The organism is Streptomyces sp. UNOB3_S3 (assembly GCF_020740895.1).
Classification (GTDB): Bacteria; Actinomycetota; Actinomycetes; order Streptomycetales; family Streptomycetaceae; genus Streptomyces.
This window is the reverse complement of the sequence record NZ_JAILXP010000003.1, coordinates 1-23,855: the sequence shown is the minus strand read 5'-3', so window position 1 is coordinate 23,855 and position 23,855 is coordinate 1. Positions and strand designations below refer to the sequence as shown.

The 23,855-nt window shown below is 72.7% G+C and carries 26 protein-coding genes; 11 read left to right on the top strand and 15 right to left on the bottom strand.

Annotation, left to right across the window (positions count from 1 at the left end):
* Positions 1 to 15 precede the first annotated feature (15 nt).
* Complete coding sequence (locus K6I33_RS00760) at positions 16 to 1,590, bottom strand: isocitrate lyase/phosphoenolpyruvate mutase family protein (RefSeq protein ID WP_229347240.1); 1,575 nt, start codon at positions 1,588 to 1,590, stop codon at positions 16 to 18.
* Between the two features lie 65 nt (positions 1,591 to 1,655).
* On the opposite strand from K6I33_RS00760, the gene K6I33_RS00755 reads away from it, so the two are divergent.
* Positions 1,656 to 2,378, top strand: a complete 723-nt coding sequence (locus K6I33_RS00755; RefSeq protein ID WP_229347235.1) for a helix-turn-helix transcriptional regulator — start codon at positions 1,656 to 1,658, stop codon at positions 2,376 to 2,378.
* Here K6I33_RS00755 and K6I33_RS00750 read toward each other — a convergent pair.
* On the bottom strand, positions 2,375 to 3,181 hold the full coding sequence (locus tag K6I33_RS00750; RefSeq protein WP_229347233.1) for a bifunctional 2-polyprenyl-6-hydroxyphenol methylase/3-demethylubiquinol 3-O-methyltransferase UbiG: 807 nt from the start codon (positions 3,179 to 3,181) through the stop codon (positions 2,375 to 2,377). The two genes, K6I33_RS00755 and K6I33_RS00750, sit on opposite strands and share 4 nt — an antisense overlap.
* Before the next feature lie 116 nt (positions 3,182 to 3,297).
* On the opposite strand from K6I33_RS00750, the gene K6I33_RS00745 reads away from it, so the two are divergent.
* Positions 3,298 to 3,894: a TetR/AcrR family transcriptional regulator gene (locus K6I33_RS00745; RefSeq protein WP_229347231.1), complete on the top strand. Its 597-nt coding sequence runs from the start codon at positions 3,298 to 3,300 to the stop codon at positions 3,892 to 3,894.
* A gap of 57 nt (positions 3,895 to 3,951) precedes the next feature.
* Here K6I33_RS00745 and K6I33_RS00740 read toward each other — a convergent pair whose 3' ends face one another.
* The gene (locus tag K6I33_RS00740) at positions 3,952 to 4,593 is read right to left on the bottom strand and encodes a DUF5701 family protein (RefSeq protein WP_229347229.1); all 642 of its coding nucleotides are present in this window, start codon (positions 4,591 to 4,593) and stop codon (positions 3,952 to 3,954) included.
* Between the two features lie 206 nt (positions 4,594 to 4,799).
* Between K6I33_RS00740 and K6I33_RS00735 the strand changes: the two genes are divergently transcribed.
* Positions 4,800 to 5,222 carry a carboxymuconolactone decarboxylase family protein gene (locus K6I33_RS00735; protein ID WP_229347227.1) on the top strand — a complete coding sequence of 141 codons (423 nt, stop codon included), beginning with the start codon at positions 4,800 to 4,802 and terminating at the stop codon, positions 5,220 to 5,222.
* A gap of 23 nt (positions 5,223 to 5,245) precedes the next feature.
* Here the strand turns inward: K6I33_RS00735 and K6I33_RS00730 are convergent, their stop codons facing one another.
* Positions 5,246 to 5,812 (bottom strand): DUF333 domain-containing protein, encoded by a 567-nt coding sequence (locus K6I33_RS00730; protein ID WP_229347225.1) that lies wholly within the window; start codon positions 5,810 to 5,812, stop codon positions 5,246 to 5,248.
* 297 nt (positions 5,813 to 6,109) lie between these two features.
* On the opposite strand from K6I33_RS00730, the gene K6I33_RS00725 reads away from it, so the two are divergent.
* On the top strand, positions 6,110 to 6,718 hold the full coding sequence (locus K6I33_RS00725) for a GPP34 family phosphoprotein (protein ID WP_229347223.1): 609 nt from the start codon (positions 6,110 to 6,112) through the stop codon (positions 6,716 to 6,718).
* A gap of 129 nt (positions 6,719 to 6,847) precedes the next feature.
* On the top strand, positions 6,848 to 7,060 hold the full coding sequence (locus K6I33_RS00720) for a hypothetical protein (RefSeq protein ID WP_229347319.1): 213 nt from the start codon (positions 6,848 to 6,850) through the stop codon (positions 7,058 to 7,060).
* Between the two features lie 54 nt (positions 7,061 to 7,114).
* On the opposite strand, the gene K6I33_RS00715 is transcribed toward K6I33_RS00720, so the two are convergent.
* Both K6I33_RS00715 and K6I33_RS00710 read right to left on the bottom strand, forming a co-directional pair.
* Entirely contained in the window at positions 7,115 to 7,336 is a 222-nt protein-coding gene (locus K6I33_RS00715) for a hypothetical protein (protein ID WP_229347221.1), read from the bottom strand.
* A gap of 160 nt (positions 7,337 to 7,496) precedes the next feature.
* Positions 7,497 to 9,089, bottom strand: a complete 1,593-nt coding sequence (locus K6I33_RS00710; RefSeq protein WP_229347219.1) for an amidase family protein — start codon at positions 9,087 to 9,089, stop codon at positions 7,497 to 7,499.
* A 180-nt stretch (positions 9,090 to 9,269) separates the two neighbouring features.
* Here K6I33_RS00710 and K6I33_RS36520 point away from each other — a divergent pair, with 180 nt between their 5' ends.
* Both K6I33_RS36520 and K6I33_RS00705 read left to right on the top strand, forming a co-directional pair.
* Positions 9,270 to 9,470, top strand: coding sequence for a hypothetical protein (locus K6I33_RS36520; protein ID WP_374282816.1), 201 nt, complete (start codon positions 9,270 to 9,272; stop codon positions 9,468 to 9,470).
* Positions 9,467 to 11,011 (top strand): AMP-binding protein, encoded by a 1,545-nt coding sequence (locus tag K6I33_RS00705; RefSeq protein ID WP_229347217.1) that lies wholly within the window; start codon positions 9,467 to 9,469, stop codon positions 11,009 to 11,011. The genes K6I33_RS36520 and K6I33_RS00705 overlap by 4 nt, the downstream gene beginning before the upstream one ends.
* Positions 11,012 to 11,092: 81 nt before the next feature.
* Here K6I33_RS00705 and K6I33_RS00700 read toward each other — a convergent pair whose 3' ends face one another.
* From K6I33_RS00700 to K6I33_RS00690, 3 genes are all read right to left on the bottom strand, one after another.
* Positions 11,093 to 12,814, bottom strand: a complete 1,722-nt coding sequence (locus K6I33_RS00700; protein ID WP_229347207.1) for an acyl-CoA dehydrogenase family protein — start codon at positions 12,812 to 12,814, stop codon at positions 11,093 to 11,095.
* A 47-nt stretch (positions 12,815 to 12,861) separates the two neighbouring features.
* Positions 12,862 to 13,461, bottom strand: a complete 600-nt coding sequence (locus K6I33_RS00695) for a PadR family transcriptional regulator (RefSeq protein WP_229347205.1) — start codon at positions 13,459 to 13,461, stop codon at positions 12,862 to 12,864.
* Positions 13,462 to 13,523: 62 nt separating this feature from the next.
* On the bottom strand, positions 13,524 to 13,889 hold the full coding sequence (locus tag K6I33_RS00690; protein WP_229347195.1) for a MerR family transcriptional regulator: 366 nt from the start codon (positions 13,887 to 13,889) through the stop codon (positions 13,524 to 13,526).
* A gap of 81 nt (positions 13,890 to 13,970) precedes the next feature.
* On the opposite strand from K6I33_RS00690, the gene K6I33_RS00685 reads away from it, so the two are divergent.
* A complete protein-coding gene (locus tag K6I33_RS00685) occupies positions 13,971 to 15,071 on the top strand; it encodes an alkene reductase (protein WP_229347193.1) in 1,101 nt (366 codons plus the stop codon).
* Here K6I33_RS00685 and K6I33_RS00680 read toward each other — a convergent pair.
* The 5 genes from K6I33_RS00680 to K6I33_RS00660 all read right to left on the bottom strand — a co-directional run bounded on the left by K6I33_RS00680 (position 15,050) and on the right by K6I33_RS00660 (position 19,618).
* The gene (locus K6I33_RS00680; RefSeq protein ID WP_229347191.1) at positions 15,050 to 16,285 is read right to left on the bottom strand and encodes a serine hydrolase; all 1,236 of its coding nucleotides are present in this window, start codon (positions 16,283 to 16,285) and stop codon (positions 15,050 to 15,052) included. The two genes, K6I33_RS00685 and K6I33_RS00680, sit on opposite strands and share 22 nt — an antisense overlap.
* A 179-nt stretch (positions 16,286 to 16,464) precedes the next feature.
* Entirely contained in the window at positions 16,465 to 17,814 is a 1,350-nt protein-coding gene (locus K6I33_RS00675; protein WP_229347188.1) for an LCP family protein, read from the bottom strand.
* Positions 17,807 to 18,355, bottom strand: a complete 549-nt coding sequence (locus K6I33_RS00670) for a DUF6542 domain-containing protein (RefSeq protein ID WP_229347186.1) — start codon at positions 18,353 to 18,355, stop codon at positions 17,807 to 17,809. The genes K6I33_RS00675 and K6I33_RS00670 overlap by 8 nt, the downstream gene beginning before the upstream one ends.
* A gap of 130 nt (positions 18,356 to 18,485) precedes the next feature.
* Entirely contained in the window at positions 18,486 to 19,130 is a 645-nt protein-coding gene (locus K6I33_RS00665) for a CatB-related O-acetyltransferase (RefSeq protein WP_229347184.1), read from the bottom strand.
* A gap of 119 nt (positions 19,131 to 19,249) precedes the next feature.
* On the bottom strand, positions 19,250 to 19,618 hold the full coding sequence (locus tag K6I33_RS00660; protein ID WP_229347182.1) for a helix-turn-helix domain-containing protein: 369 nt from the start codon (positions 19,616 to 19,618) through the stop codon (positions 19,250 to 19,252).
* A 134-nt stretch (positions 19,619 to 19,752) separates the two neighbouring features.
* Here K6I33_RS00660 and K6I33_RS00655 point away from each other — a divergent pair, with 134 nt between their 5' ends.
* On the top strand, positions 19,753 to 21,267 hold the full coding sequence (locus K6I33_RS00655; RefSeq protein WP_229347180.1) for an MFS transporter: 1,515 nt from the start codon (positions 19,753 to 19,755) through the stop codon (positions 21,265 to 21,267).
* 37 nt (positions 21,268 to 21,304) lie between these two features.
* On the opposite strand, the gene K6I33_RS00650 is transcribed toward K6I33_RS00655, so the two are convergent.
* A complete protein-coding gene (locus K6I33_RS00650; RefSeq protein ID WP_229347171.1) occupies positions 21,305 to 22,228 on the bottom strand; it encodes a LysR family transcriptional regulator in 924 nt (307 codons plus the stop codon).
* A gap of 71 nt (positions 22,229 to 22,299) precedes the next feature.
* Here K6I33_RS00650 and K6I33_RS00645 point away from each other — a divergent pair, with 71 nt between their 5' ends.
* On the top strand, positions 22,300 to 22,896 hold the full coding sequence (locus K6I33_RS00645; RefSeq protein WP_229347160.1) for a maleylpyruvate isomerase family mycothiol-dependent enzyme: 597 nt from the start codon (positions 22,300 to 22,302) through the stop codon (positions 22,894 to 22,896).
* Positions 22,897 to 23,071: 175 nt separating this feature from the next.
* Complete coding sequence (locus K6I33_RS00640) at positions 23,072 to 23,746, top strand: hypothetical protein (protein WP_229347158.1); 675 nt, start codon at positions 23,072 to 23,074, stop codon at positions 23,744 to 23,746.
* The last annotated feature ends 109 nt before the right edge of the window (positions 23,747 to 23,855 follow it).

The window sequence follows — 23,855 nt, the reverse complement described above, 5'->3', positions numbered from 1 at the left end:
CCCGCACGGTGGTCGTCACTCGGTTCCCCGCGTCCCCGGAGCGGACGCCGACAGCGCCTGGGCTTCCGCGTAGGACAAGGGCGTGGGGCCCGTCGGCCGTCCGTCGCGGATCGCGGTCGCGGTGGCCACGGCCGCGGTCAGGGCGCTGCGGTAGAGCAGCGAACCCAGGCTGACCCTGCGCACGCCCAGCCCGGCCAGGTCGGCGAGCGTGGGGCCGGTGGGTGTGTAGAGGATGTTCAGCGGGACGGTCAGGGTCGCCGTCAGGGCGCCGATGCCGTCCGGGTCCGAGAGTCCCGGCACGAACACCCCGTCCGCTCCGGCTTGTTCGTAGACCGCGAGGCGCGCCGCGGTCTCGTCCTCCTGGCGTCCGAGCCAGTGGGTGTCGGTGCGGGCGTTCACGAACAGCGCGGGTGCGGCGGCCTTGACTGCGGCGATCTTCGCGGCGTGCAGCTCGGCGGGAGCGAGGGTGCCGTCCGGGCGGTGGTCCTCCAGGTTGATCCCCGCGGCGCCCGCGGCGTGCAGGCTCCGGGCCAGCTCGGCCACGTCCCGCGGGTCGTCGCTGAAGCCCCCTTCGGCGTCCACGGAGAACAGGAAGGAGCCCTGTCCCAGCCGGCGGGCCAGCGCGAGGGTCGCCTCGGCGGTCGCGGCCGCCCCGTCGGGCAGGCCGGCGGCCGCGGCCACGCCGAGGCTCGTGGTGCCGATCGCCGGGAAGCCCTGCGCCGCCAGTGCGGCCGCGGAGGCGTGGTCCCAGGCGTTGGGCAGCAGCAGCGGGGCCGACTGGTGGTGGAGGCGGGCGAAGGCGGTCAGCGGGCGCCGGCGCAGGCCGTCCGCCAGGGCGAGGGCGTGTGCCCGGCCGGGGCAGACCCGTGGTGGCGCGCCGAAGGCGAGGGGCACGGGGTGGGTGCGGTGGGCGGCCGCGAGGTCCAGCACCACCGCGTCGCCCTCGGCGATCCGCCGGCCGGCGACCTCGGTGGCGTGCGCGGCGACCCGGCGCATGGTCCGCAGCGGCGGGTTCTCCCGGAGGACCCGGGCGAGGGGGACGTCGCCGGTGCCCGCGGCCTCCACCAGGGCGGCCGTCGCGTCGCACGCCTGCACCAGCAGCCCGATGCGGTTGGCGGCGGCTTCCATGCCCGCGTCATCGCCTGCTTCATCTGTCGCCGCACCCGGCGCCGTTCGCGCCACCAGCCAGGCGACCGCCTCGTCGGCGGCCTCGTCAGCGGGCGCGCCGAAGTAGGGCCCGGACACCACGGTCACCGCCTTCGCGACCGCGTCGGGCTCCGGTATCCCCATGGCTTCGGCGAGGGTGCGCACCACCCGTGTCCGGATGTCCCCGCCGGGCTCCGCCGCCACCGCCTGCCGCAGTGCGGCGGGTTCCAGCCGGGCCAGTTCGGCCTCCACCAGGGCCCGGCGCCGGCGGTGCGGCTCGCCGGAGCCGAACCGGGCCACGGTGGCCCGCAGCCAGGCGACGCTCGCCCCGGCCGGCCCGGTGGCGGCGGCCGGCGGCTCCGGGACCAGCGCGGGGTCGGCGAGGGCCGCCCGGATGTCGGCGTAGCGGTCGAATTCGTGCGTCGTATCCGTCGTGTTCGTCATGGCCTCGACGCTAGAGCCGGAACAGTTCGGCGCTCCCCGAACCATTCCTGCGGCATCCTGGCGTCATGATCCCGCTCGCCGAGACCGCCGCCCTGTTCGCCGACCGCACCCGGGCCGCGTTCTGCCAGGCCCTTCTCGACGGACGGGCCTGGACGGCGGGGGAACTCGCCACGTACGCGGGGGTGCGGCCCTCCACCGCCAGCGAGCAGATCTCCCGTCTCATCGCGGGCGGCGTGCTGGCCGAGGAACGCCAGGGCCGGCATCGCTATGTCCGCCTGGCCGGTCCGGAGGTGGCCGGCCTGATCGAAGCCCTCAGCTCGTACGCCCCGGACACCGGGGCCGCCCCGGACGCCACCACCCCGGGCGCCACCCGCCCAAGCACCACCGGCCCGCGGAACCTTCGGGAGTCGGTGCGGCAGAGCGCCGAGGCCCGGGCCCGCACGTGTTACGACCATCTGGCGGGGCGGCTCGGCGTGACCCTGGCGGAGGCGATGGTCGCCCGGGGCCTGGTCGCGGCCGACTCCGGGCTCTCCGTCACCCCGGAGGGCCGGGCGTGGCTCGCCGACGCCCTGGGCTTCGAGCAGCCCTCAAGTGCCCGGCGGCCCCTGGTGCGCGGTTGCCTGGACTGGACGGAGCGGCGCCCCCATCTCGGCGGAGCGCTGGGCGCTGCCCTGTGCGCCACCGCGCTGGAGCGGCGGTGGGTGCGGCGGGTCGGCTCGGGACGCGCCGTGAAGGTGACGCCGGAAGGGACGGAGGCGTTCCAGGAGTTGCTGGGGGCGAGGGTCTAGCCCCGTCGCACGCCGCCCTCCGGCCGCGGCCCGGCGCCGGCGCGGGCGGTGACGACCGCCACCGTGGTGTAGCGCATCGTGAAGCCGCCGCCCATCGCGTCGATGGCGGCCCCGGTGGCCTCCAGCACCTCGGCCAGCTTGTCCTGCGGAAGCCGGGTGAAGGCGCCCTGAGTGGGCATCACGTCCAGCCACGCGTCACGGGTGTAGGACCACTCCCAGGCGAACCGCCACCGCTCCGCGTCGCCGAACGCGCCGGTGTCCCGGATCGCGTCGGTGGCCCTGTCGAGAATCGGCTGATAGCCGCCCCCGGCGCTCTGCGCTCCTTGGCGGAGGTCGAACGGCGCGTCGGGAACGGCCCGTCGGGCAGCCTCCGCGATGGCTTCGGCGACGGCGGGCGGGAGCTCGGGAACGTTCCAGAACAGCGCGAGCCGGCCGCCGGGCCGCAGTACGTGCGCGGCCTTGGCCGCTCCCGCGACCGGGTCGATCCAGTGCCAGGTCTGACCGGCGACGACCGCGTCGAACTCCCGGCCTGCGGGGTCCCAGTCCTCGAACGTCGCCACGTCGACCGCCGCCCCGAGCCGCCGTGCCACGTCGGCCATGCGCGCGTCGGGTTCCACGCCGAGCACCGCGCAACCGGCCGCCTGGAACTGCCGGGCGACGATTCCGGTGCCGCAGCCGACGTCGAGGACGTCCGGGACGTCGGGGCCGGGGCTTTCGGCGGCGATCCGCTCCACCATGGCCTGGGGATAGCGGGGCCGGGTGCGGTCGTAGCGTTCGGCGTCCACGCCGAACGACGCGGCCATGAGCCGGTGTTGATGGGGGTCGCCCCCGGAAGAACGTATAGTGGGCATGCGCCCACTATGAGTGGGCGCATGCCCACTCGTCAACGGACGGGGACAGACGGAGGAGGAAGCACGGCATGCCGACAGGGGTGGCCATAGGCGACGCGCGACAGCAGCTGTTCGACTCGGCGGAGCGCATCCTGCTGCGGGACGGGCCGAACGCGCTCACCAGCCGGGCGGTCACCACCGAGGCCGGCTGCGCCAAAGGCGTCCTGCACCGGCACTTCGCCGACTTCGACGCCTTCCTCGCGGAGCTCGTGCTGGACCGCATCGCCCGGATCGACGACCAGGCCGGCGCCCTGCGCGCGTCCGCCGGGACGGGCACGGTCACCGGCAACCTCGCCGGCGCGCTGACGGAGCTGTTCGAGTCGGTCGCCGTGGCGATCGTCGCCCTCATCACCTTCCGGGACGAACTGCGTGCCCGGCTGCGCCGGGCCGGATCGACCGGGGTCCCGCTCCTCACGGAGGCCACGGCCATGATCGCCTCGTATCTGACGGCCGAGCGCGAAGCGGGACGCGTCACGGCCGGCGCCGACGTCGGCACGCTCGCCCCCACGCTGGTCGGGGCCGCGCACCTGCTGTTCGCGGACCGGGAGAGCGGCCCGCCGGACCCCGAAGCCGTCCGCAGGACCGTGGCCACGGTCGTGGCGGGCGCCGTACGGGAACCGCGATGACGAACGGCCCGGCAGCGGTTTCCCGCCGGGCCGCTCATCACGCGGGAGGGTGACGGGTCAGCTCGCGGTGCGGGCTGCCGCCGAGGCGAAGCCGAGCCAGGTGTGCCGGTTGCCCGCCCAGCACCAGCCGGCCTTCGGCGCGTCGCGCCGGTCCCGGCCGTCCCGGCCGGTCCCGTTGCTGATCCACAGGGCGGGGGTGCGCGCGTCCAGCCGCCCGCCGGCCTTCCGCAGACGGGAGCCGATGGTCATGAAACAGCGGCCCCGTTCCAGTGCCGCCGGCTGCTGGATCACCCAGTGGACGCCCTCCGCGAGGAGCAGAGGGGTGCGGTGCTCCTCGACGATGGCGGGCAGCGCCTCGTCGGGGGTCCAGTTCGCCATGTGATCGCCGCGGTCGAGGCCCTCCAGTACGTAGACCGGCGCGTCGGGCACGCGGACGCCCTCGATGGGCGAGAACCGGTCGATGTCGGTCATGTCCTCCACGACGAAGCCGGGCTTCTCCCGGTGCCGGAGGAACGGCACGAGAGCCGACGCCGGGACCCGGTCCGGGTGGATCACGAGCAGGCCGTCGCGGGCCCCCGACGCGGCGGCCGTGGAGCGCAGTTCGCCGGCGTGGATTCCGGCGAGTTCGTGAACTCCGAGATCGATCAGGCGCTCCGCCTGATCGATGATCGAGGGCAGAGCGAGCAGTGCGACTGTCATACGACTCCCTGGGGCAGCGAGAACCAGCGCGGTGTCGGCCCGTCAACGCGGCGAACCGCGGACAAATTCCCGGCCTGAGGTCCGGCCCGGCTTGCGTTGGAGTGCGCTCCAACTCCTAGTTTCTTTTCGTGGCCGCCCGGCGCACCCCGCTGACGCGGGGCGCGCCGGGCGGCCGGAACGAGACCATGAGTTGGATGGAGCACGACATGACTGCCGAGAACATGACCGCCGAGACCCGTCAGGACCGTTTCGAGCGGGGGATGCGGGTGCTCTCCGGCATCGACGGCGAGGCCGGCGAGCGCGTCGTCTCCTCGCTCGCGGACATCTCGCCGGAGCTGGGCCACCAGATCGCGGCCTGGGGCTTCGGCGACATCTACAGCCGCCCGGGCCTGGCGCCCCGCGACCGGCAGCTGGTGACCCTCGGCATGCTGACCGCGCTCGGCGGGTGCGAGCCGCAGTTGGAGGTGCACATCAACGCCGCGCTGAACGTCGGGCTGACGCCCGAGGAGATCGTCGAGGCGTTGCTGCACTCCGCCGTCTACTGCGGTTTCCCCAAGGCGCTCAACGCGACGTTCGTGGCGAAGAAGGTGTTCGGCGAGCGCGGGCTGCTGCCGGTCGAGACGCGGTAAACCGGCACGCTTCGGAGCCCCGGTCAGGCGCCGGGGACGGTGGCGCGGAACTTCTTGGTGAGGTCGGCGCCGCGGATGACGCCGTTGGTGTGGTAGGTCAGGCCCCAGGCGCTGATCGCGGATCCGTCGGCGAACAGGCACATGTCGCGCAGATGGTCGCTGTCCCGGGGCTCGCCGTCCTTGATCCAGCCGCCGACGTCGCTCTTGTGGTTGCCGAACTGGGTCGTCCCGCCCAGGTTCGCGCAGTAGACGGCCGACGGATTGCCCTGCGGGTGCTGCGGCACCGGCGGCTTGCGGACGTACGCGAGCGAGGCGAGGGTGGGCAGCTCGGCGGCGAGGGTATCGGCGGCCACGGTGATGCGCGACGTGTCGGCGGCGGTGAACTCGCACAGCTCTCGCTGACCGCCGAGAGGGCTGAGCCTGCTGCCGGCGTCGTAGAAGGGCCGGTACGTGGCGGCGACACCTCCCTGGGACGCGCACCAGGCGGCCGGCGTCGCAGCGCGCGGCTGCGCCGGCTGCGCGGTGGCCTGGGTCGCGGCCGCCGCCACAGCGGCCGTGACGAGGGTGACGGCAAGGACGCGTGCTCGCATATTGCCTCCCGTGAGCGGTGAGGCACACAGTCTCCAGCTGGTTGTGTGTACGCGTCAACGATGCGATGCCGGGCGGTGGCGCCCGCGAATCAGGCACGTTACCGGCCCGGACCATGACCGGTTCCGCCATGGATCGCCCGCGTGGGCGGGACGCCCTGAGGACTTGAGCCCCTCCCCCTCGCTCCTTACGCTCGTATACGGGAGCACTCGTCGGCAGCCTGGGTCCCGTCCGGCGCGCGGTGCCGCCCGGCCGGCGCCTCCGTCGTTCGTCGGTGTCTCTGACGTGGGGAGCCTTCCATGACCACACCCCGGGACTTGCTGATCACCGCCATGGACGTGGCGCCCGGCCACCTCGTGGAGCAGGGCGAGATGTCGCTCGCGCTGGCGGGGGCCGAGCTGATCGACTTTCTGGCCGCCGGGGTCGTCACCCTGGACGACGACCGGATCGTCCCCGGCCAGGGGGCGGCCGTGACCGATCGGCTTCTGGAGCAGGCCGAGGCAGCGCTCGCCCGCGAGGCGCCGTACGAGGCGGTGAGTGACTGGCTGTGGCGCCGGGGCCGCGAGCTGGCGCCGGCGTATCTGGCCGCCCTGGAGACGGAGGGGGTGCTCACGCGGGAGCGAAGCCACTGGAAACCCTTCCAGGGCGGACAGAGGGTGCTGGCCGATTCGCCCGACCGCCGTCTGGCGAAGGACCGCTGGGAGTCGAACGAGCCGGTGCTCGTCGCCCTCGCGACAGCCGTCGGGATCCGCGACCAGGAGGAGGGCGAAGACGCCCCGGGCGTACCCGACGAGGCGGTGGAGACCGTGCTCGCCGCGGTCAACGACGCGTTGATCGAGCTGGAGGGCGTCAAACAGCGGCGAGCCATTGAGCAGGCCGCTTTCGACAACATCTGGCGAGGTCAGTGACAGCGGCGGCAGTCACCGTCGATCGCCGGACACCTCCTGGCTCTGCCGGGGTCAGGCTGGAGCGCGGGATGATCAACCTCAATGGGATGTTCGGTGGTCATCAGGGCATTCGGTCGGCAGGCTTGAGCCATGGACTCCCAGCTCAATGACGTGCCCGGTCATTCCTGGCTCGGCGCCCCGATCGATGCCCGGTCTTCGTTCGCCCCTGAGCAGGCCGCGCTGACGGCCACGCTGCGCGGCCTGGCGTCCGCCGACTGGGACGCCGCCCTGGCTCGTGCCCGCGTTGACGGCGACCGCCGACCGGCGGAAGCGGTCTGTCAGATCGTGCCGATCGTCCACTGAGCGCGGCCGCGCCGCATCGCGGCCACCGACACCCCGCCGCGGACGACCCACTCATCAGTGCGGCACCGACCCGTCGGACACGGGACCCTGTCGTCCCTGGCCCGGAGGCAGCCCCGGCACCCGCTCCGCCTCGCGGACGAGCATGAGCACGGCCAGGGTGGATCGCGCTTCGCTCCGCAACGTCTCACGTCGCGCGAAGGTCGCGGTCAACGCGAGGGTCGCGACGATCACCACGTATAAGGAAGCGCTGATGGCAGACAGCAGCCCGATGAACACCGGGCACGCACCTTTCTTCCCCCCGCTCGGATACGCCCGGCCGCGACGACCGGGGTGCGTTCTGCTCTTCCACCATAGCGCACACCCCCGTCAACTCCGCCACGATTCAGGGGACGTTGAGGAACGGCCGTTCGGCCGTTCGTGAACAACGATCTCCCGGTCACGGAGCCCCGGTGGTCCCCACCGACGGCAGATAGCGCGGCGCCCGCCACGCGTTCAGCCGGTGCTCCACCGCGGCCCCCAGCGCCAGCAGCTCGGCGTCCTGGTGGTCGCCGGCCGTCAGCAGCACTCCCACAGGCAGCTCGTTCACGAATCCGGCGGGCACCGACAGTGAGGGATAGCCGGCCACGGCGGCGGGGGTGGAGGACGGGATGACGTCGTTGTCGCCCCGCGCGCAGTCGGTGGTCCAGGCGGGCGGGTTCGTCGGTGCGGCGATGGCGTCGAGCCGGTGGGCGGCCATGGTCTCGTCGATGGAGCGCCGGGACAGGGTCCTCAGCTCGGCGCGCTTGGCCCGGTACGCCGGGTCGGTGGTGGCGGGCGCGGTGAGGGCCTGCTCGAAGAGTTCCTGGCCGGCGAAGCAGGTGCGCTCCGCGGGGTGGGCGCGGTTGAACTCGATCAGTGCGGCGAGGTCGCGCGGACCGTCGCGCGTGGCGAGGTAGGCGTCGATGTCCCGGCGGAACTCGCTCAGCAGCGCCGGGAACTCGAGCTCGGCGAGCCGCTGCTGGTACGGCGGTGTCACGTCGACGACCACCGCTCCCGCGCCGCGGAGCCTCTCCGCCGTGCGGGTCATCACGGCGTCCACCTGCGGCCCGAGCGCGGGCAGCCGCCACAGGCCGACGCGTTTGCCGCGCAGCCCGCCCGCACGCGCCGCCTCGTCCGGGAGGCCGAGAAGGGTGGTGTCGCCGCTGAGGACGGCGAGGGTCAGCGCCGCGTCCGTCACGTTGCGGGCCATGGGCCCGGCGGTGTCCTGCTCGGCCGAGATCGGCACCACGCCCGTCTGGCTGACCATTCCGAGGCTGGGTTTGTGGCCCACCACCCCGTTCATCCCGGCGGGGCAGACGATGGAGCCGTCGGTCTCGGTGCCGATGGCCACCTGCGCCAGCGAGGCGGCGAGCGCGGCGGCCGAGCCGGAGGACGATCCGCACGGGTTGCGGTCCAGGACGTACGGGTTGCGGGTCTGTCCTCCCACCGCCGACCACCCTGATGTCGGTCTCGTCGCACGGAAGTTGGCCCATTCGGACAGGTTGGTCTTGCCGAGGGTCACCGCCCCCGCGTCACGCAACCGGGTCACCAGCTCGGCGTCGGCGCGCGGCGGGCGTCCGGCCAGTGCCAGGGACCCGGCCGTGGTCGGCATGTCGCGGGTGTCCACGTTGTCCTTGAGCAGAACGGGAATGCCGTCGAGCGGGCCGCGGATCTCGCCGCGCCGGTGTCTGGCGTCGCTGGCGGCCGCCTGCCGGAGGGCTTCCGGGCCGGTGCGCAGGACCGCGTTGATCCTGGGGTTGACGGCTTCGATGCGCCGCAGGTAGGCGGCGGTCAGCGCGGACGAGGTCAGCGCGCCGTCCGCCATACGGGCCTGAAGCTCCGGGATCGTCACCGTGTCCAGGTCGACTCCTAGTGCCGGGAGCGGTCCGGCCGGTGGGAACGCGCTGCCGGAGCCCGGTCCGGCGGCGTCCGCGCGCGGATGCGGCACGCCCGTCATGAGAAATCCCGCGACCAGCGCGGCGACCAGAGCGATGGTGCTCCTCTTCGTCATGTGGGGTAGCCGACTACACGCCGGGATCCCCCGCAAGGGTGCCTACCGTGAACCCGGACTCGAAGCTGCCGCAACGGCAGCTTCTACCGTTCTCATCAGGGACGGAGAACGCCTCCGCCCCACAGGGGGCGTTCATGAGGGGGCGACGGAACGGCCTGGCCGATCGCGGAGATCGCCCGGATGCCGGGGCTGACGGCCCGGACTCTGCGGCACTACGAGGAGATCGGCATCAGCACGGGCAGACGCTGCGGGACTTCCCGGAGCCGGCCGGGACAATCGGGCGGTAAGCCCTGGAGGGGACATCGTCGTGGACTCCCTGTCGGGCCCGTCGGCCCGAGGGCAGACTGGACGGGCAACTCCTCCGAGGGGAGCCGTACATGAGCGAACACCGTCCCGCCCCATTCGTCTGCTACCCCACGGCGATCCTCGACGTGCTGGCGCGCACCCCGGACCGGACCGCCCTGGTGGCGGCCGACGGGCGGCGCGTCACCGCCGGCGCGCTGCGCGACAGCACGTACCGGCTGGCGCGGGAGCTGGCCGAACGGGGCGTCGGCCGGGGCGCGACCGTGTCCCTGCTCACCGGCAACACCCCGGAATCGCTCGTCGCGCGCTACGCGGCGCACCTCGCGGGCGCCCGGGTGGTCCACCTCTACGAGGGCATGGCCCCCGCGGTGCTCGCCCGGATCGCGGGCGTCGTGGACACCACGCTGCTGCTCGTCGACGGCACCAGACACGCGGCGGCCGAGGAGCTGCTGTCCATCACCGGACCGGACGGCGTCCCCGCCCTGCTCGGCCTGGGCGCCAGCCCCTTCGGCGAGGACGTCCTGGCGGCGGCCTCCCGGCGCGCACCGGCACCGTTCACGTCCGGGGTCGCGCCCGAGGACGACATGTCCATCACGTTCACGGGCGGCACCACCGGCATCCCCAAGGGCGTCCCCGCCACTCACGGCCCGTACCGCCAGGGGCTGGAGCACCCGGTCCCCGGCGCGGGCGACCCGCCCCGCTACCTCGCCTGCACCCCGCTCGCCCGGCTCTCCGGCCCGCTCACCGACAGCGCCCTGATGCACGGCGGCTCAGCCGTCCTGCGGCGCGCCTTCGACCCGGGCGACGTCCTCACGACGATCGAGCGCGAGCGGATCACCCACATGTGGCTGCTGCCGCCGCTTCTGTACCGGCTGCTCGACGACCCGGGGCTGGCCAAGGCCGATCTGTCGAGCCTCGGCCGGATCACCTATGGCGGCTCCCCCGCCTCGGCCGTCCGTCTGCGCCGGGCCATCGACGTCTTCGGGCCGATCCTCTACGGCTGGTACGGCCAGACGGAGGTCCCCGCCATCGCCGAGGCGCGCCCGCCCGACCACGCGGTGACCGGGCGCGGCGGCCGGATCACCGCCGGCCGGCCACTGCCCTGGGTCGAGGTGGCCGTCCGCGACGGCGACGGCCGGACCCTCCCGGCGGGCGAGGAGGGCGAGGTGCAGGTGCGGTCCCCGGGGATCATGCCCGGCTACTGGAAGCAGCCCGGGCTCACCGCCGAGGTCCTGCGGGACGGCTGGCTGCGCACCGGGGACATCGGCTATCTCGACGAGGACGGCTATCTGTTCGTCGTCGACCGCCTCAAGGACATCGTCATCGTGGTCGGCGGCCACGTCTACCCCACGGAGCTGGAGGAGCTGCTCCTGTCCCACCCGGCCGTCGCCCGGTGCGCGGTCTTCGGCACCCGGGACGAGGAGTCGGTGGAGCACGTCCACGCCGCCGTCGTCCCGGCGCCCGGTCACTCCCCCGGTCTGGACGAGATCCGTGCCTTCGTCACCGACCGGAAGGGCCGCATGTACGCGCCCGAGGCGCTCCATGTTCTGCCCGACATCCCGCTGACGTCGGCGGGCAAGCCCGACAAGGCGCTGTTGCGCGCCACGCTGGGGGTGTGACGGCCCACAGCGGCCGGGGGAAGCCGTGCCGCTTCCCCCGGCTCGCGCACGCCTTACGGGTTACGCCTTACGGGTTACGGGTTACGGGGCCATCTCGTACGCGCCCGACAGCGCTTCGACGCGCTCCCAGACGCGTGCCGAGCGGTCCGCGTCGACGACCGGGCGGCGGACCGCGCCGAGGGCCCAGTCCTGCTGCTCCTCGGTGGCGGAGTCCTTGCCGTGCAGCTCGACGGCGTGGGCGGAGTAGTCGCGGACGAGGACGGCGAACAGCTCGTCCAGGACGTCCTCCTCGGTCCCGGTGAGGGCGGCCTGCTCAAGGATCAGCTGGCCGTGGACGACCAGGGCGAAGAGCTGGCCGACGGCCAGGAGCAGGTCGAGGTCGCGGCTCTGCTCCTCGCCGGGGGCGGCCGTGGTGACGAACGCGCACAGGGCGTCGGCCTGCTCCCGGAAGCGGGCCACGTTCGGCAGGTGGGCGTACGCGTCGTAGGCGGCGCGCCAGTCGTGGAAGCGCACCGAGCCAAGGCCCCGGGCCGGCCCCTGCCGGAAGAGGAAGGTGTCGTCGGCCGCGTCGAGCCGGGTCGGCACGGCCGGGTAGTCGGCGGGGGCCAGAAGGTGGTTGCGCATGAACTTCAGGATGAGCGCGAGGTTGACGTGGACCGTGCCCTCGAGCTTCGGCAGGCCGCGGATCTCGCTGGCGGCCTGGGCGAAGTAGGTGTCCTTCTCGAAGCCCTTGGCGGCGATGACGTCCCACATGAGGTCGATGACCTTCTCGCCCTCGGTCGTCACCTTCATCTTCGTCATGGGGTTGAAGAGGAGGTAGCGGCGGTCGTCGGGGCCGGCGGTGCGGAAGTAGTCGACGGCGCGGTCGCTGAAGAGCTTCATGCCGACGAGCCGGACGTAGGCGTCGGTCAGCTCGCGGCGCACGTGCGGGAAGGCGGTGACGGGACGGCCGTAGAGGATGCGGTTGTGGGCGTGGGTGACGGCCTCGTACATCGCGTGCTCGCAGATGCCGATGGAGGCGGTGCAGAGGTTGAACTTGCCCACGTTGACGGTGTTCAGCGCCGCGTCGAAGGCGGCCTTGCCGGTGTGGAGGACGTCGTCGGCGGCGACGGGGTAGTTCTCGAGGCGGAATTCGCTGACGTACTTCGAGGAGTCGACCACGTTCTTGACGAGGTGGTAGGCCTCGTGGCGGCTGTCGGCGGCGAAGAAGACATAGCCGTCGGGGCCCTCGACGTCGGTGCGGCGGCCGAAGACGGAGACGAGGCCGGCGGCGTTGCCGTTGCCGATGTAGTACTTGGAACCGGTGGCCCGGAAGCCGCCGTCACCGTCGGGCTCCAGCAGCATGTCGGTCGAGTAGATGTCGGCGCCGTGGGTCTTCTCCGACAGGCCGAAGGCGAACACCTCGCCCTGGTCGAGCAGTTCGGCGGCGCGGGTGCGGGCGGCGGCGTTGTCGCTCTGCCAGACGGGGCCGAGGCCGAGGATGGTGACCTGCCAGGCGTACCAGTAGTCGAGCCCGTAGAAGCCGAATATCTCGTTGAGGGCGGCGATGCGGGCGGTGTCCCAGCGCTTGTCCTCGGCGCCGGCGGCGGCCGCGGCGGGGGTGAGGAACGTCGCGAACAGGCCTTCCTTGGTGGAGAATTCGAGGAAGTCGGCCAGCCAGGCGCGGGAGCGGTAGTCCTCGATGAGCTTGCGCTTGCCGCGGGTCTCGAACCAGTCGACGGTGGCGCGCAGCAGCCTGCGGGTCTCGGGGTCGAAGTGCGCGGGGTCGTAGGTGCGCGGGTTGAAGAGAAGCGGGTCGGCCATGGTTGTCCGCCTTTCCGGCTCGGAGTCGGGGGGAACGGTTCGGTAGGTCAGGGGCTGGGGCGTTCGCCGGCCCGCGATCCGGTGGCGCGTGTCGCCTGGATGCGGTGGAGGGTGGCGAGGACGTCGTCGAGCCAGGCGAGGGTCATCCGCTCGTACGCGATGCCACCTCGCAGCACGACGTGCTGGAGCTCCCGCATCGCGTCCGGTCCGGATGCGGCGGGCGCGTCGGGCCCGGTGAAATCGCGCAGCTCGCCCGCGAGGTAGTGCGTCAGCCGTTCGGAGTGCACCTGGTGGTACCGCTCGACCTGGCGGATCAGGGCGGCCGGGTCGTCGAAGGCGGCGCCCCGGATCTTCACGGCGAGGTCGTGCCGGACGCTCTCGGGTTCGATGGGCTCGTGGAGCCAGTCGGAGAGGACGGCCCGCCCGGCAGCGGCCACCGAATAGTGCTTCTTGTCCGGCTTGCCCTGCTGTGCCACCTCATGGACATCGACCCAGCCGTCGCCCTCCATCCGTTTGAGGACGCGGTAGATCTGCTGGTGGGTGGCGGTCCAGAAGTAGCCGATGGACCGGTCGAATCGCCGGGCGAGCTCATAGCCGGAACCCGGCTTCTCCAGCAGAGAGACGAGGATCGCGTGCTCGAGCGCCATACCGCGGATCCTCTATGCAACTCGTTTCATAGGCAAGTGGCCCGGGCGCGGTGAGACACGGCTCACGCCCGCGACCGGGAGGCCAGGTCGATCGCCTCGTCCAGGACGTCCCGGGAACGGACCAGATCCATGATCAGCCGGTCTATCCGCTCGCGCTCCCTGGCGAGCTCGCCGACGAGCCGCTCGGTCGCCAGCGCGGACGGCCCGCCGTCCACGTCGCGCATACAGGGGAGCAGTTCGCCGATCTTCGCGCTGTTCAGGCCGGCGGCGAAGAGGGCCTGAACGCGGATGACCCGGTCGACGGCCCACTCGCCGAACTCGCGGTGGCCACCGGGCGTGCGCTCGGCGGTCAGCAGGCCCTGCTTCTCGTAGTAGCGCAGCGAGCGTTCGCTCACTCCCGTGCGCTCGGCCAGTTCCCCGATCCGCACCGTTCCCCCTCGCCCCATGGCGTCCGGGCACGCCCGCCCGGACTTGAACCTGACACCGGTGTCAGTTCCTACCGTACGGGCATGACGCAGACGACCGTACGCCCCGCCCTCTTCCAGCCCACCCGCCTCGGCCCGCTCCACCTGACCAACCGCCTGGTCATGGCACCGCTCACCAGGAACCGGGCCGGAGCCGACGGTGTCCCCGGGGCCCTGATGGCCACCTACTACGCCCAGCGGGCCTCGGCAGGCCTGATCATCGCCGAGGGCACCACGCCGAACGCCGTGGGCCGCACGTACCCCAACATCCCCGCGATCCACAACGAGGCCCATGTGGCCGGATGGCGGCACGTGACCGAGGCGGTGCGCTCGGCAGGCGGGAGGATGTTCCTCCAGCTCCAGCACGGAGGCCGGGTCGGCCACCCGCTCAACAGCGGGCTGGTGCCGCTCGCCCCCTCCCCCGTCCCGCTGCCCGAGACGATCCACACCCCCGACGGCCGCCGGCCCTCCGTCGTGCCGCGCGAGATGACCGCACAGGACATCCGGTCCACGGTGGCCGACTTCGCCCGGGCCGCCCGCAACGCCATGGCGGCGGGCTTCGACGGGGTGGAGGTGCACGCCGCCAACGGTCAGCTCCTCCACCAGTTCATGGCGCGCAACACCAACCACCGCACGGACGCCTACGGCGGCACGGTGGCGAACCGCATCCGCTTCGCGGTGGAGGTGACCCGCGCCGTGGCCGACGCGATAGGCCCCGACAGGGTGGGCGTGCGGATCTCCCCGGCCAACACCGTCAACGGCATCGAGGAAGGCGACACCAAGCAGCTCTACCCGGCGCTCGTCGACGCCCTGGCGGACATCGCCCCGGCCTATCTGCACATCGAGTTCGCCGACCCCGCCGACACCCTCTTCACCACCCTCCGCGACCTCTGGCCCGGCACCCTCATGGCCAACCCCGCCCTGGGATGGCCGGACCCGCTGCCCGCCGACGGCGGACTGGCCGCCGGGGAACGCCTGCTGGCCGCGGGAGCCGACCTGGTCTCGCTGGGCCGCGCGTTCATCGCCAACCCCGACCTCGTCGCCCGACTGCGCACCGGAGCGCCCCTCAACCCGGTGCGTGAGAAGTACACGATGTACGTGGGAGGGGCCACCGGATACACCGACTACCCCGCGCTGACCGCCTGACCGGCCGGACGCGGCGCCGGCTCGGTGACCGCGTCCGCTATGCGCAGCACCATCGCCATCTGGGTCTTGTCCCGGTGCGTGGGGGTCCAGGAGTACACCGCCGTGCGCCGGAGGTCCCGCGTCGCGACCACCGCCGAGTTGTAGCCGTACCGCTCCCCCGTCTTGCCCCACAGGGTCACACCGTTCATCGTCACGGTCTGGAGACCCATGCTGTAGGAGGCCGGGGATCCGTCCACCATCCGCACATCGGCGCCCGGCAGCGCGAACATCTTGTCCAGCGTCGCCTTGGGCAGCAGCCTGCCGGGGGTGAACAGCGCCGTGATGAAGCGCTCCAGGTCGCCCGTCGTGGAGATCAGCTCGCCCTCGCCCCAGGCCTCGGACTGGTCGTACTCCGTCGCGTCCTTCAGCGTGCCGTCCGACATCGCCAGGTATCCGTGGACGTGCGGGCCGTGGATCTTCGGGTCGTCGCCCGGGAAGGAGGTGCGGTGGAGGCCCAGCGGGCGCAGGACGCGCTCACCGATCGCCTTGGCGTACGGCTTGCCCGTCACCTTCTCGATCAGCATGGCCGCCAGGACATAGTTCATGCCCCGGTACTCCTGCTTCGTGCCCGGCGTGAACTTCATCGGGCCGCCGGGCAGGGTGGCCACGATCTTCTTGGGCGTCCACCGGTCGTAGCGGTGCTCCAGGATCCGCTCCGGGGTGTCCCTCGGGGTGCCCGTGTCGCTCTCGTCCGGCAGGCCGCTGGTGTGGTTGAGGAGCTGCGAGACCTTGATGGGCGCGTAGCTCTTGGGGAGCAGGCCCGGCAGGTAGTCCTGGATCGGCTTGTCCAGGTCCACCCGGCCCTCCGCCGACAGCTGGAGCACCACCGTCGCGACGAAGACCTTCGTGATGCTGCCCGCCCGGAAGGTGTCGTTCGCCCGGACCGGCGCGCCCGTCCTTCTGTCCGCCACGCCCGCCGTGCCGTACCACTGGCCGGCCGTGCCGCCGACCCTCAGCTGCGCGGCCGTCGCCTGCGGGTGGTCCAGGTCGGAGATGGCCGCGCGCAGGGCCGCCGTGTCGAGCGGCGGCACGGCGGACGCCGCCGGATCGGCCACCGAGGATGCCTTGGACGGCGGCGCGGCCGCGAACGCCGCGGGGGCGGCGGCACCGGCGAGAAGAGCGGCGGTCAGTGCGGCGCCCACGAGGGCCCGGCGGGAGAGGAAGGTCGAAGTCATGACGATCATGATTCCGGCACCCGGCCCGCCCCGGCATCCGGTAACGCCCCCGATCCACCCCTGACGCACCCCTGATCCCGGGCCGGGGCCCGGCCCTGACGTCCTCTCAGGGTGGGCTCCGGGCCCGGCAGCTCATGCCCGGAGGTGGATGCGCCGACTCCCGCTCGGCCCACGGCGCGTCAGTTGACGCAGGGAATACCGCCCTCCTTCACCGACTCGCCCGCGAAGCCGCCGTCCGGCGCCGACGCCGCCGGGCCGGAGGGGGAAGCCGCCGGTCCCGAGGACGGGGACGAGGACCGGGACGGAGATGGGGACGAGGACGAGGACGGGGATGTGGATGGGGATGGGGACGAAGTGGACCCGCCGATCTTCGCCTGCACCAGGGCCCGGATCTTGCCCTGGTCGACCAGCTCCACCTCCTCGCGGTTGCGCGTGGCAGGCCCTTCCGTCGGCAGGGTGTTGAACTCGACGTTGCCACCGGTGAGGTTGCCGGCCTGCCGGGCGAAGTCGATCACGTTCAGTTTGCTGTCGACCACCAGGTCCTTCTTCACCACCCCGAACAGGCCCCGCAGCTTGCCCAGGTCGTCGAAGACGCCCTGCGTCTTGAGCTTGTGGGTGACGGAGGAGAGGAACGCCTGCTGCCGGTGGGTCCGGTCCAGGTCGCCGCCGTCCAGCCCGTGCCGCTGGCGAACGAAGGCCAGCGCCTGTTTGGGGTTCAGCTCCTGGAGGCCGGCGGGGAAGTCGGCGCCGGAGTAGCGGTCGCGCACCGGGTGCTTCAGGCAGACCTGGACCGGCTGGAGCACCTTGGCGATGTCGTAGAAGCCCAGCAGGTTGACCTCGGCGAAGTGGTCGACCGGCACCCCGAGGAATTTCTGCACGGTGGCCAGGGTCGCCTCCCGGCCGGCCTCCCGGCTCCGTGCCTCCAGGTCGCTGCCGCGCGCGCCCTCCCGGTAGAGCCGCTCCCGGGCGCCGGTGTAGGCGTTGGAGTACGCCTCCTTGATCTTGAAGTGTCCCTGGGACGAGCCGTCGCCGTTGAAGGTCTGGACGTAGTCGTCCCGGGGGATGGAGAACGCCTGGACCTTTCCGCCGTCGGCGGGGATGTGCATCAGGATCAGGGTGTTGGTGTTGTAGTACCCGATGTCGCTCGACCCCGCGTGCAGTTGGTCCTGGACGAACTCCTTCGGCAGGTCGTCGCCGTTCATGTCCTTGCGGGAGTCGAGGCCTATCAGCAGCAGGTTGACCGAGTTGTCGAGATGCCTCGGCGCGTTCCGCTTGACCCTGTCGAGGGCGTCGGAGGTGTTCAGGCCGTCGGTGACCCAGCGGTACGCGGCCCAGGAGACGCCGCTGGCCGCCAGGACGGCGGCGGAGGCGAGGCCGACGACGATCCGCCCGGCGACCACCGTGCGGGGCGTACGGGGCGTGCGTCCGCCGCCGCGATGCCGGGCCGCCCTGCCGCGGGCGGAGCCGCCGGCCCTCCACTCACCGGTCGTTCCGGCGCCGTGCCGCGCGGCGCCCTGCTCTTCACTCACCGTTCCTCCTCGCGCTCCGCCGGGACCGGATCCATCGCGCGGCCAGCACCGCGAGGAGGGCGGCCTCGGCCGCCGCCATCGCCGGGAAGGCGTCGACGGCCCAGTGCACCGCCGCGGTCGCGATCCCCTTGCCGTGGCTCTCCCCTGTGCCGCCGCCCAGCTCCTCGGCGACCACCGTGATCGACGCCACCACCAGCGGCGGGGCGTACGCCACCCACCAGGCGCCCGCCCGCGAGCAGGTCATGGCCGCCAGAACCGCGGCGACGACCGCCGTGGCCACGAAGGCCCAGCCGGGCGCGGAACCGGTCGGCCCGTCCACGGCGATCCCGGCCACCGGCAGCGCCAGGGCGGCCAGGGCGATCAGGGCCGCCCTGCGGGACCGCGCCCGCGATCTGCTCCCTCTCCTGCCGTGCGCGGCCGCCCGGTCCCGGGCGGCCGGCACCCGCCGTGCCCCCTGGACGCGGGGGCGCGACGCGGCCGGGTCGGGCGAGGGCCTCGCGCCACCGCGCGACGGGGTGGCCCGGTGGTCTGCCGTGGGCATTCCGGATTGCATAGTTGCGCAATATAGCAAGTATGAGTGCCGCTGCGGCGCGGGGGCCTGGTGGGGACGCACCGGCGCCCGCGCCGGATACGACGGACGTCAGTTGTGGCAGGCCTCCCGGGCGGCGACCTCAGGCGGCCTCCGGGGCCGCGGCCTCCAGGTCGTCGACGCTCCCCGACATGATCGTCCGCACATGCTCGGTGATGTGCCCGGCGGGCCAGTCCCACCAGGCCACCGCCAGCAGGCGGGCGACGTCCTCGGCGCCGTAGCGGGTGCGGATGAGGCGGGCCGGGTTGCCGCCGACGATCCCGTAATCGGGCACGTCCGAGGTGACCACGGCGCCGGCTCCGATGATCGCGCCGTGTCCGATCCGTACGCCGGGCATCACCGTCGCGCCGTACCCGAACCACACGTCGTTGCCCACGACCGTGTCCCCTCGGTTCGGGAGACCGGTGAGCAGGTCGAAGTGCTCGGCCCAGGAGCCGCCCATGGTCGGGAAGGGGAAGGTGGAGGGGCCGTCCATGCGGTGGTTGGCGCCGTTCATGATGAACCGCACGCCCGTGCCCACGGCGCAGAACTTGCCGATGACCAGCTTCTCCGGCCCGTAGTGGTAGAGCACGTTGCGGGTCTCGAACGCGGTCGCGTCGTCCGGGTCGTCGTAGTAGGAGTACTCCCCCACCTCGATCAGCGGGGACTTCACCAGCGGCTTGAGCAGCACCACCCGCGGCTGACCAGGCATCGGATGGAGCACGGTCGGATCGGCGGGAACAGGCATGACGGGCGTTTCCTCACGGGTTGCGGGCCGGCGTTCCTTTCCATGATCGCAAAGGCTTCGCCGTCCGGAACAGCGTTTTCCCACCGGCAGGAAGACGAACGACGCTCACGACGCGGGGCTCAGGGTGCGGACACCGCCGGCTCCGCGTCGTCCCGTTCCCCGCGCGTCGCGCGGTACCAGCGTCCCCAGGCGTCGAGCTGGTTCGCGATGGCGTCCAGGCTCCGCCCCGTCTCGGTGAGCGTGTACTCGACGCGCGGCGGCACCTCACGGTAGACGGTCCGCGTGATCAGGCCGTCCGCCTCCAACTCCCGCAGCTGGCGCGTGAGCATCCGCTGGGTGATCCGCGGCAGCGCGCGCTTGAGCTCGCTGAACCTCTTGGTGCCGTCGAGCAGTTTCTTCAGGATCGCCAGTTTCCAGCGGCCGCCGAGCACTTCCATCGCCGCCTCGACGTCGCAGTACTCCGGAGTGTCCTCGATGTCGCCCCGCACGGAGCCCACCTCCCCAACTCGGTATACAGAATGGCACTATGGCACATTCATGACCGTACTTGTCCTGTGCGTCAGTAGCGGCCCATAGTGCCGTCATGCCCCGAAGCGACACGCCGACACGTACGAATCCGCCCATGGCCACGGACCAGCCCTTCCCGCCCGCGCGGCGCTGGGCCGTCCTGGCCGTGCTCTCCACCAGCCTGCTGCTCTGCGGCATCGACCTGACCGTGCTCCATGTGTCCGTGCCCAGCATGACCAGGGACCTCCACCCCAGCGCGGTGGAACTGCTGTGGATCGTCGACGTGTACTCCCTGACGCTGGCCTCCCTGCTCGTGACGTGCGGGACGCTGGGTGACCGCATCGGCCGCAAGCGCATGGTGCTCAGCGGTTTCGCCGTCTTCGGTCTGGCGTCCGCCGGAGCCGCGTTCTCCGCGTCCACGCCCCAGCTCATCGCCGCGCGCGTGGGGCTCGGGGCCGGCGCCGCCATGATCATGGCGTCGACCGTCGCCGTCATCCGCGTCGTCTTCACCGACGACCGGGAGCGGGCCGTCGCCATCGGCGTCTGGACGGCGGCGCACAGCGTGGGAGCGACCGTGGGACCGCTGGTGGGCGGGCTCGTCACCGAACGCTGGGGGTGGGGGGCCGTCTTCCTCGTCAACGTCCCCATCGTGCTGGTCATCCTGGCCGTCGGCGCGCGCGTCATCCCCGAGTCGAAGAACCCCGCCCCGCGCCGCTGGGACCTGGCGAGCGTGGCCCTGTCCGTCGTGGGCCTGGCGGGCGTCGTCTACGCGCTCAAGCGCGCCGGCGAGCACCTGACGGTCGACGTCTCCGTCGTCGTCACCGCGGCGGTCGGCGCCGGCCTGCTGGTGCTCTTCGTGCGGCGCCAGCGGCGCCTGGCCGAACCGCTCCTGGACGTCGCCCTGTTCAACGACCGCCGCTTCTCCACCTCGACCGTGTGCGTCATCAGCTGCTTCGGCTCCTACGTCGCCCTGCTGTTCTTCCTCACCCAGTGGCTCCAGCAGGTCGGGGGCTACTCGCCCCTGGGCGCCGGACTCGCCCTCGTGCCCCTGGCCGCCGCCAACGCGGTGGGAGCCGCGACCGCCCCCTGGCTCTCGGCGCGCTGGGGCAACCGCTGGTCGCTCACCGGCGCCCTCGCCGGCTGCGCCGCCGCCTTCGCCCTGCTCGCCCTGATCGGCGACGCCGGCGACTACGCCACCCTCGTCGGCACGATGCTCGTCGTCGGCTACGGGGCCGGTGTCGTGATGACGCTCGGCGCCGACTCCATCATGGGCGCCGCCTCCCCCGAACGGTCGGGCGAGGCCGCCGCGATCCAGGAGACGTCCTTCGAGCTCGGCGCCGGCCTGGGCGTGGCCGTGCTCGGCACCGTCCTCGCCGCCGCCTACCGCACGGGCCTCCCCGGCCTCCCCACGCTGGGCCCGGACGACCGGTCGGCCGTGAAGCAGTCCTTCGGCGGGGCCGAGGACGTCGCCGACCGTATCGGCGCGACAGCCGCCCGGCAGGTCATGACGGCCGCCCGGCACGCCTACGACCACGGCTTCACGGCCGTGGCCGCGGTCGCCGCCGCGGGACTCGCCCTCACCGCTCTGCTCGCGGCCCTCGTACTGCGCCCGCGCGGCACGGACGGGTAGAACGCGCGGCACGGACGGGCAGAAACGGACGGGTCCATCAGGCCGGTGCGGACCGCGCCGGCGGGAACGCCTCCCGCAGGCGCGCGAGGAGGGCCTTGGCCGCCGGGGCGGCCGGGCCGTCCGCCGGCCAGGCCAGGGCGACCCGGCCGCGGAGGCCCGGGTCGGTGATGGGGAGGGTGCGCAGGCCCAGCTCGGCGGCTGCCTCCGGCGGCAGCTCGGGGAGGACGGCCACTCCGAGGCCCCGGGCCGCGAGCCGGGCCAGCAGCTTCGGCGCGGCGCCCTCGAAGGCGATGCGGGGCTCGAACCCCGCCTGCTCACAGGCGTGTTCGAGCACGCCGCGCAGGCCCGTGCCGCGCGGCAGGCTGATCAGGGAGCGGCCGGCGAGCGCGTTCAACGGGAGCGCGGCGCGGCCGGCGGGTGCGAGCAGCGGATCGTCCGGGGCCATGGCGGCGACCAGCGGGGTGTCGATGACGACCTGGAGTTCGACGCCCGGCAGGGGTTCCCGGCCGGCGAGGCCGACGACGGCGAGGTCGAGTTCGCCGAGGCGCAGGGCCGCGAGCATCCGCTCGGAGGTGTCCTCGGTGAGCGCTATCTCGACCCGCGGATGGTCCTTGTGGAAGCCGGCCAGCACATCGGCCACGTCGAAGCCGTCGGCGACCGCGCCCGAGACGAGCCCGATGGTGACCTGTCCCCGTATGAGCCCGGTGAACTCGTCCACCGTCTGCCGCAGCCCCTCGACGGCCGCGAGCGCCGCCCGGGCGTACGGAAGGACCGCCGCGCCCACGGCGGTCGTGGTCACGGTGCCGCCGGAGCGGTCCAGCAGGGGCTGTCCGAGCTCCCGTTCCAGCTGCCGGATCTGAGCGCTCACGCCCGGCTGGGCGAGGTGGAGGCGGGCGGCGGCGCGGGTGAAGTTGGCCTCCTCGACGACGGCGAGGAAGTACTTCAGCTGACGGAGCTCCATAAGCGGAGATTCTAGTGACGAGAAGTACCCGCTCTTGGACTTCTGGCAGGGGCTGGACGAGGCTGGTGGCCATGACGAGCGCAACGGTTGACGTCGGTACGGCGATAGCGGCGGAGCGGCGTGAACTCGCCGATGTCCTCGACGGTTTGACCGAGGCCCAGTGGAACGCGCCGTCCCTGTGCGCGGGGTGGCGGGTGCGGGAGGTCGCCGCCCACATGAGCCAGGGCTTCCGGTACTCGTTCGGCAGGACGGCGCTGGAACTCGTCCGGGCGGGCGGCAGTCTCCACGCGATGACGGACCGCCTCGCGCGCCGGGACGCCGCCGCCCTGTCCCGGCACGAGCTCGCCCAGGCGCTGCGGGACAACGCCCATCACCCGTGGACGCCCCCGGTGGGCGGCCTGCCTGCGGCTCTCGGGCACGACGTGGTCCACGGCCTGGACATCACCGTCCCCCTCGGCCTCGGCCGCCGGGTTCCCGAGGAGCGCCTGCGGATCGTGTTCCGGACCGTCCAGCCGCGCACACTCCGCTTCTTCAAGGCGAAGCTGGACGGCGTCGAGCTGCGCGCCACCGACCTGGAGTGGTCGTACGGTTCGGGCAGGACGCTGACGGGCCCCGCCCAGGAACTCCTGCTGCTCGCGTACGGGCGCAGGGTCACGCTCCCCGCATGACGTTGCGTCACTTTCCGTTATCGGCAAAGGTGATGGGAGCCCCCAAGAAGGGTGGGTGAATGCCGTAAAGGTGACGCATCACATTTAACCCGTCACCCTTCCTCCGGTCGGCAGTTAACTCGAAGTGAAAGTACGCCGGTCATACGTGCGCCGGCGTCGACTGGAGGGGAATCCTGTGAGCATCATCAAGCGGGTCGCCGCGGCCGCCACGCTCGTCGTCACCACCATCGGTGTCGGCTGCGGCACCGCCTCGGCCGCCACGGCCGGCTCGGGACACGGCGAGGGTTACACGAACATCTACTGCAACAACCCGTACAACGCCAGCCTGGTCGACGCCTCCGGTGGTACGGCGGTGGTGCGGCAGGCCCAGGACCTCCTCGGTGTCGGCGTGGGCGGTGACGGGACGGGCGGCTCCGGGGCCGGCGGCACCGGTTCGGGCGGCAACGCCTCCAGCGGTGACGCCAGCGGCGGTGGGGCCGGGGCCGGCGGTGGCGGCAGCGTCTTCGGCGGCGGCAGCCCGGACGCCACGGGCGGCAGCGGCACCAGCGGTCCCGCCTCGGGTGGACCCGGCACGGGCGGCCTCGGCGCCGGAGGCACGGGCAGCGGCGGCTCCGGCTCGACCAACGGCGCTCAGCACCAGGGGGCAACGGCCAACGGCGGCAAGGGCGGCACCGCGGACCTCTCCAACGTGCAGCAGGCCAACCACAACCGCTGTGGGCAGACCTCGGAGTCCCAGGTCAGCACCACGGTCGACAAGAGCACCACGATCGACAACAGCACGTCGATCGACAAGTCCGTCAGGACGAACAACCAGCGCTTCGACCGCGTCGGCCGGCACCCTCAGCACTGAAGCGCGCTGAGACACGACTGACGGGCGGCCGGTAGCGAGCCCTCGGGGGTGTTCCGCCGTGACGAACACGGCGGAACACCCCCGCCCTCATGTCCGCCACCCCTCGTCC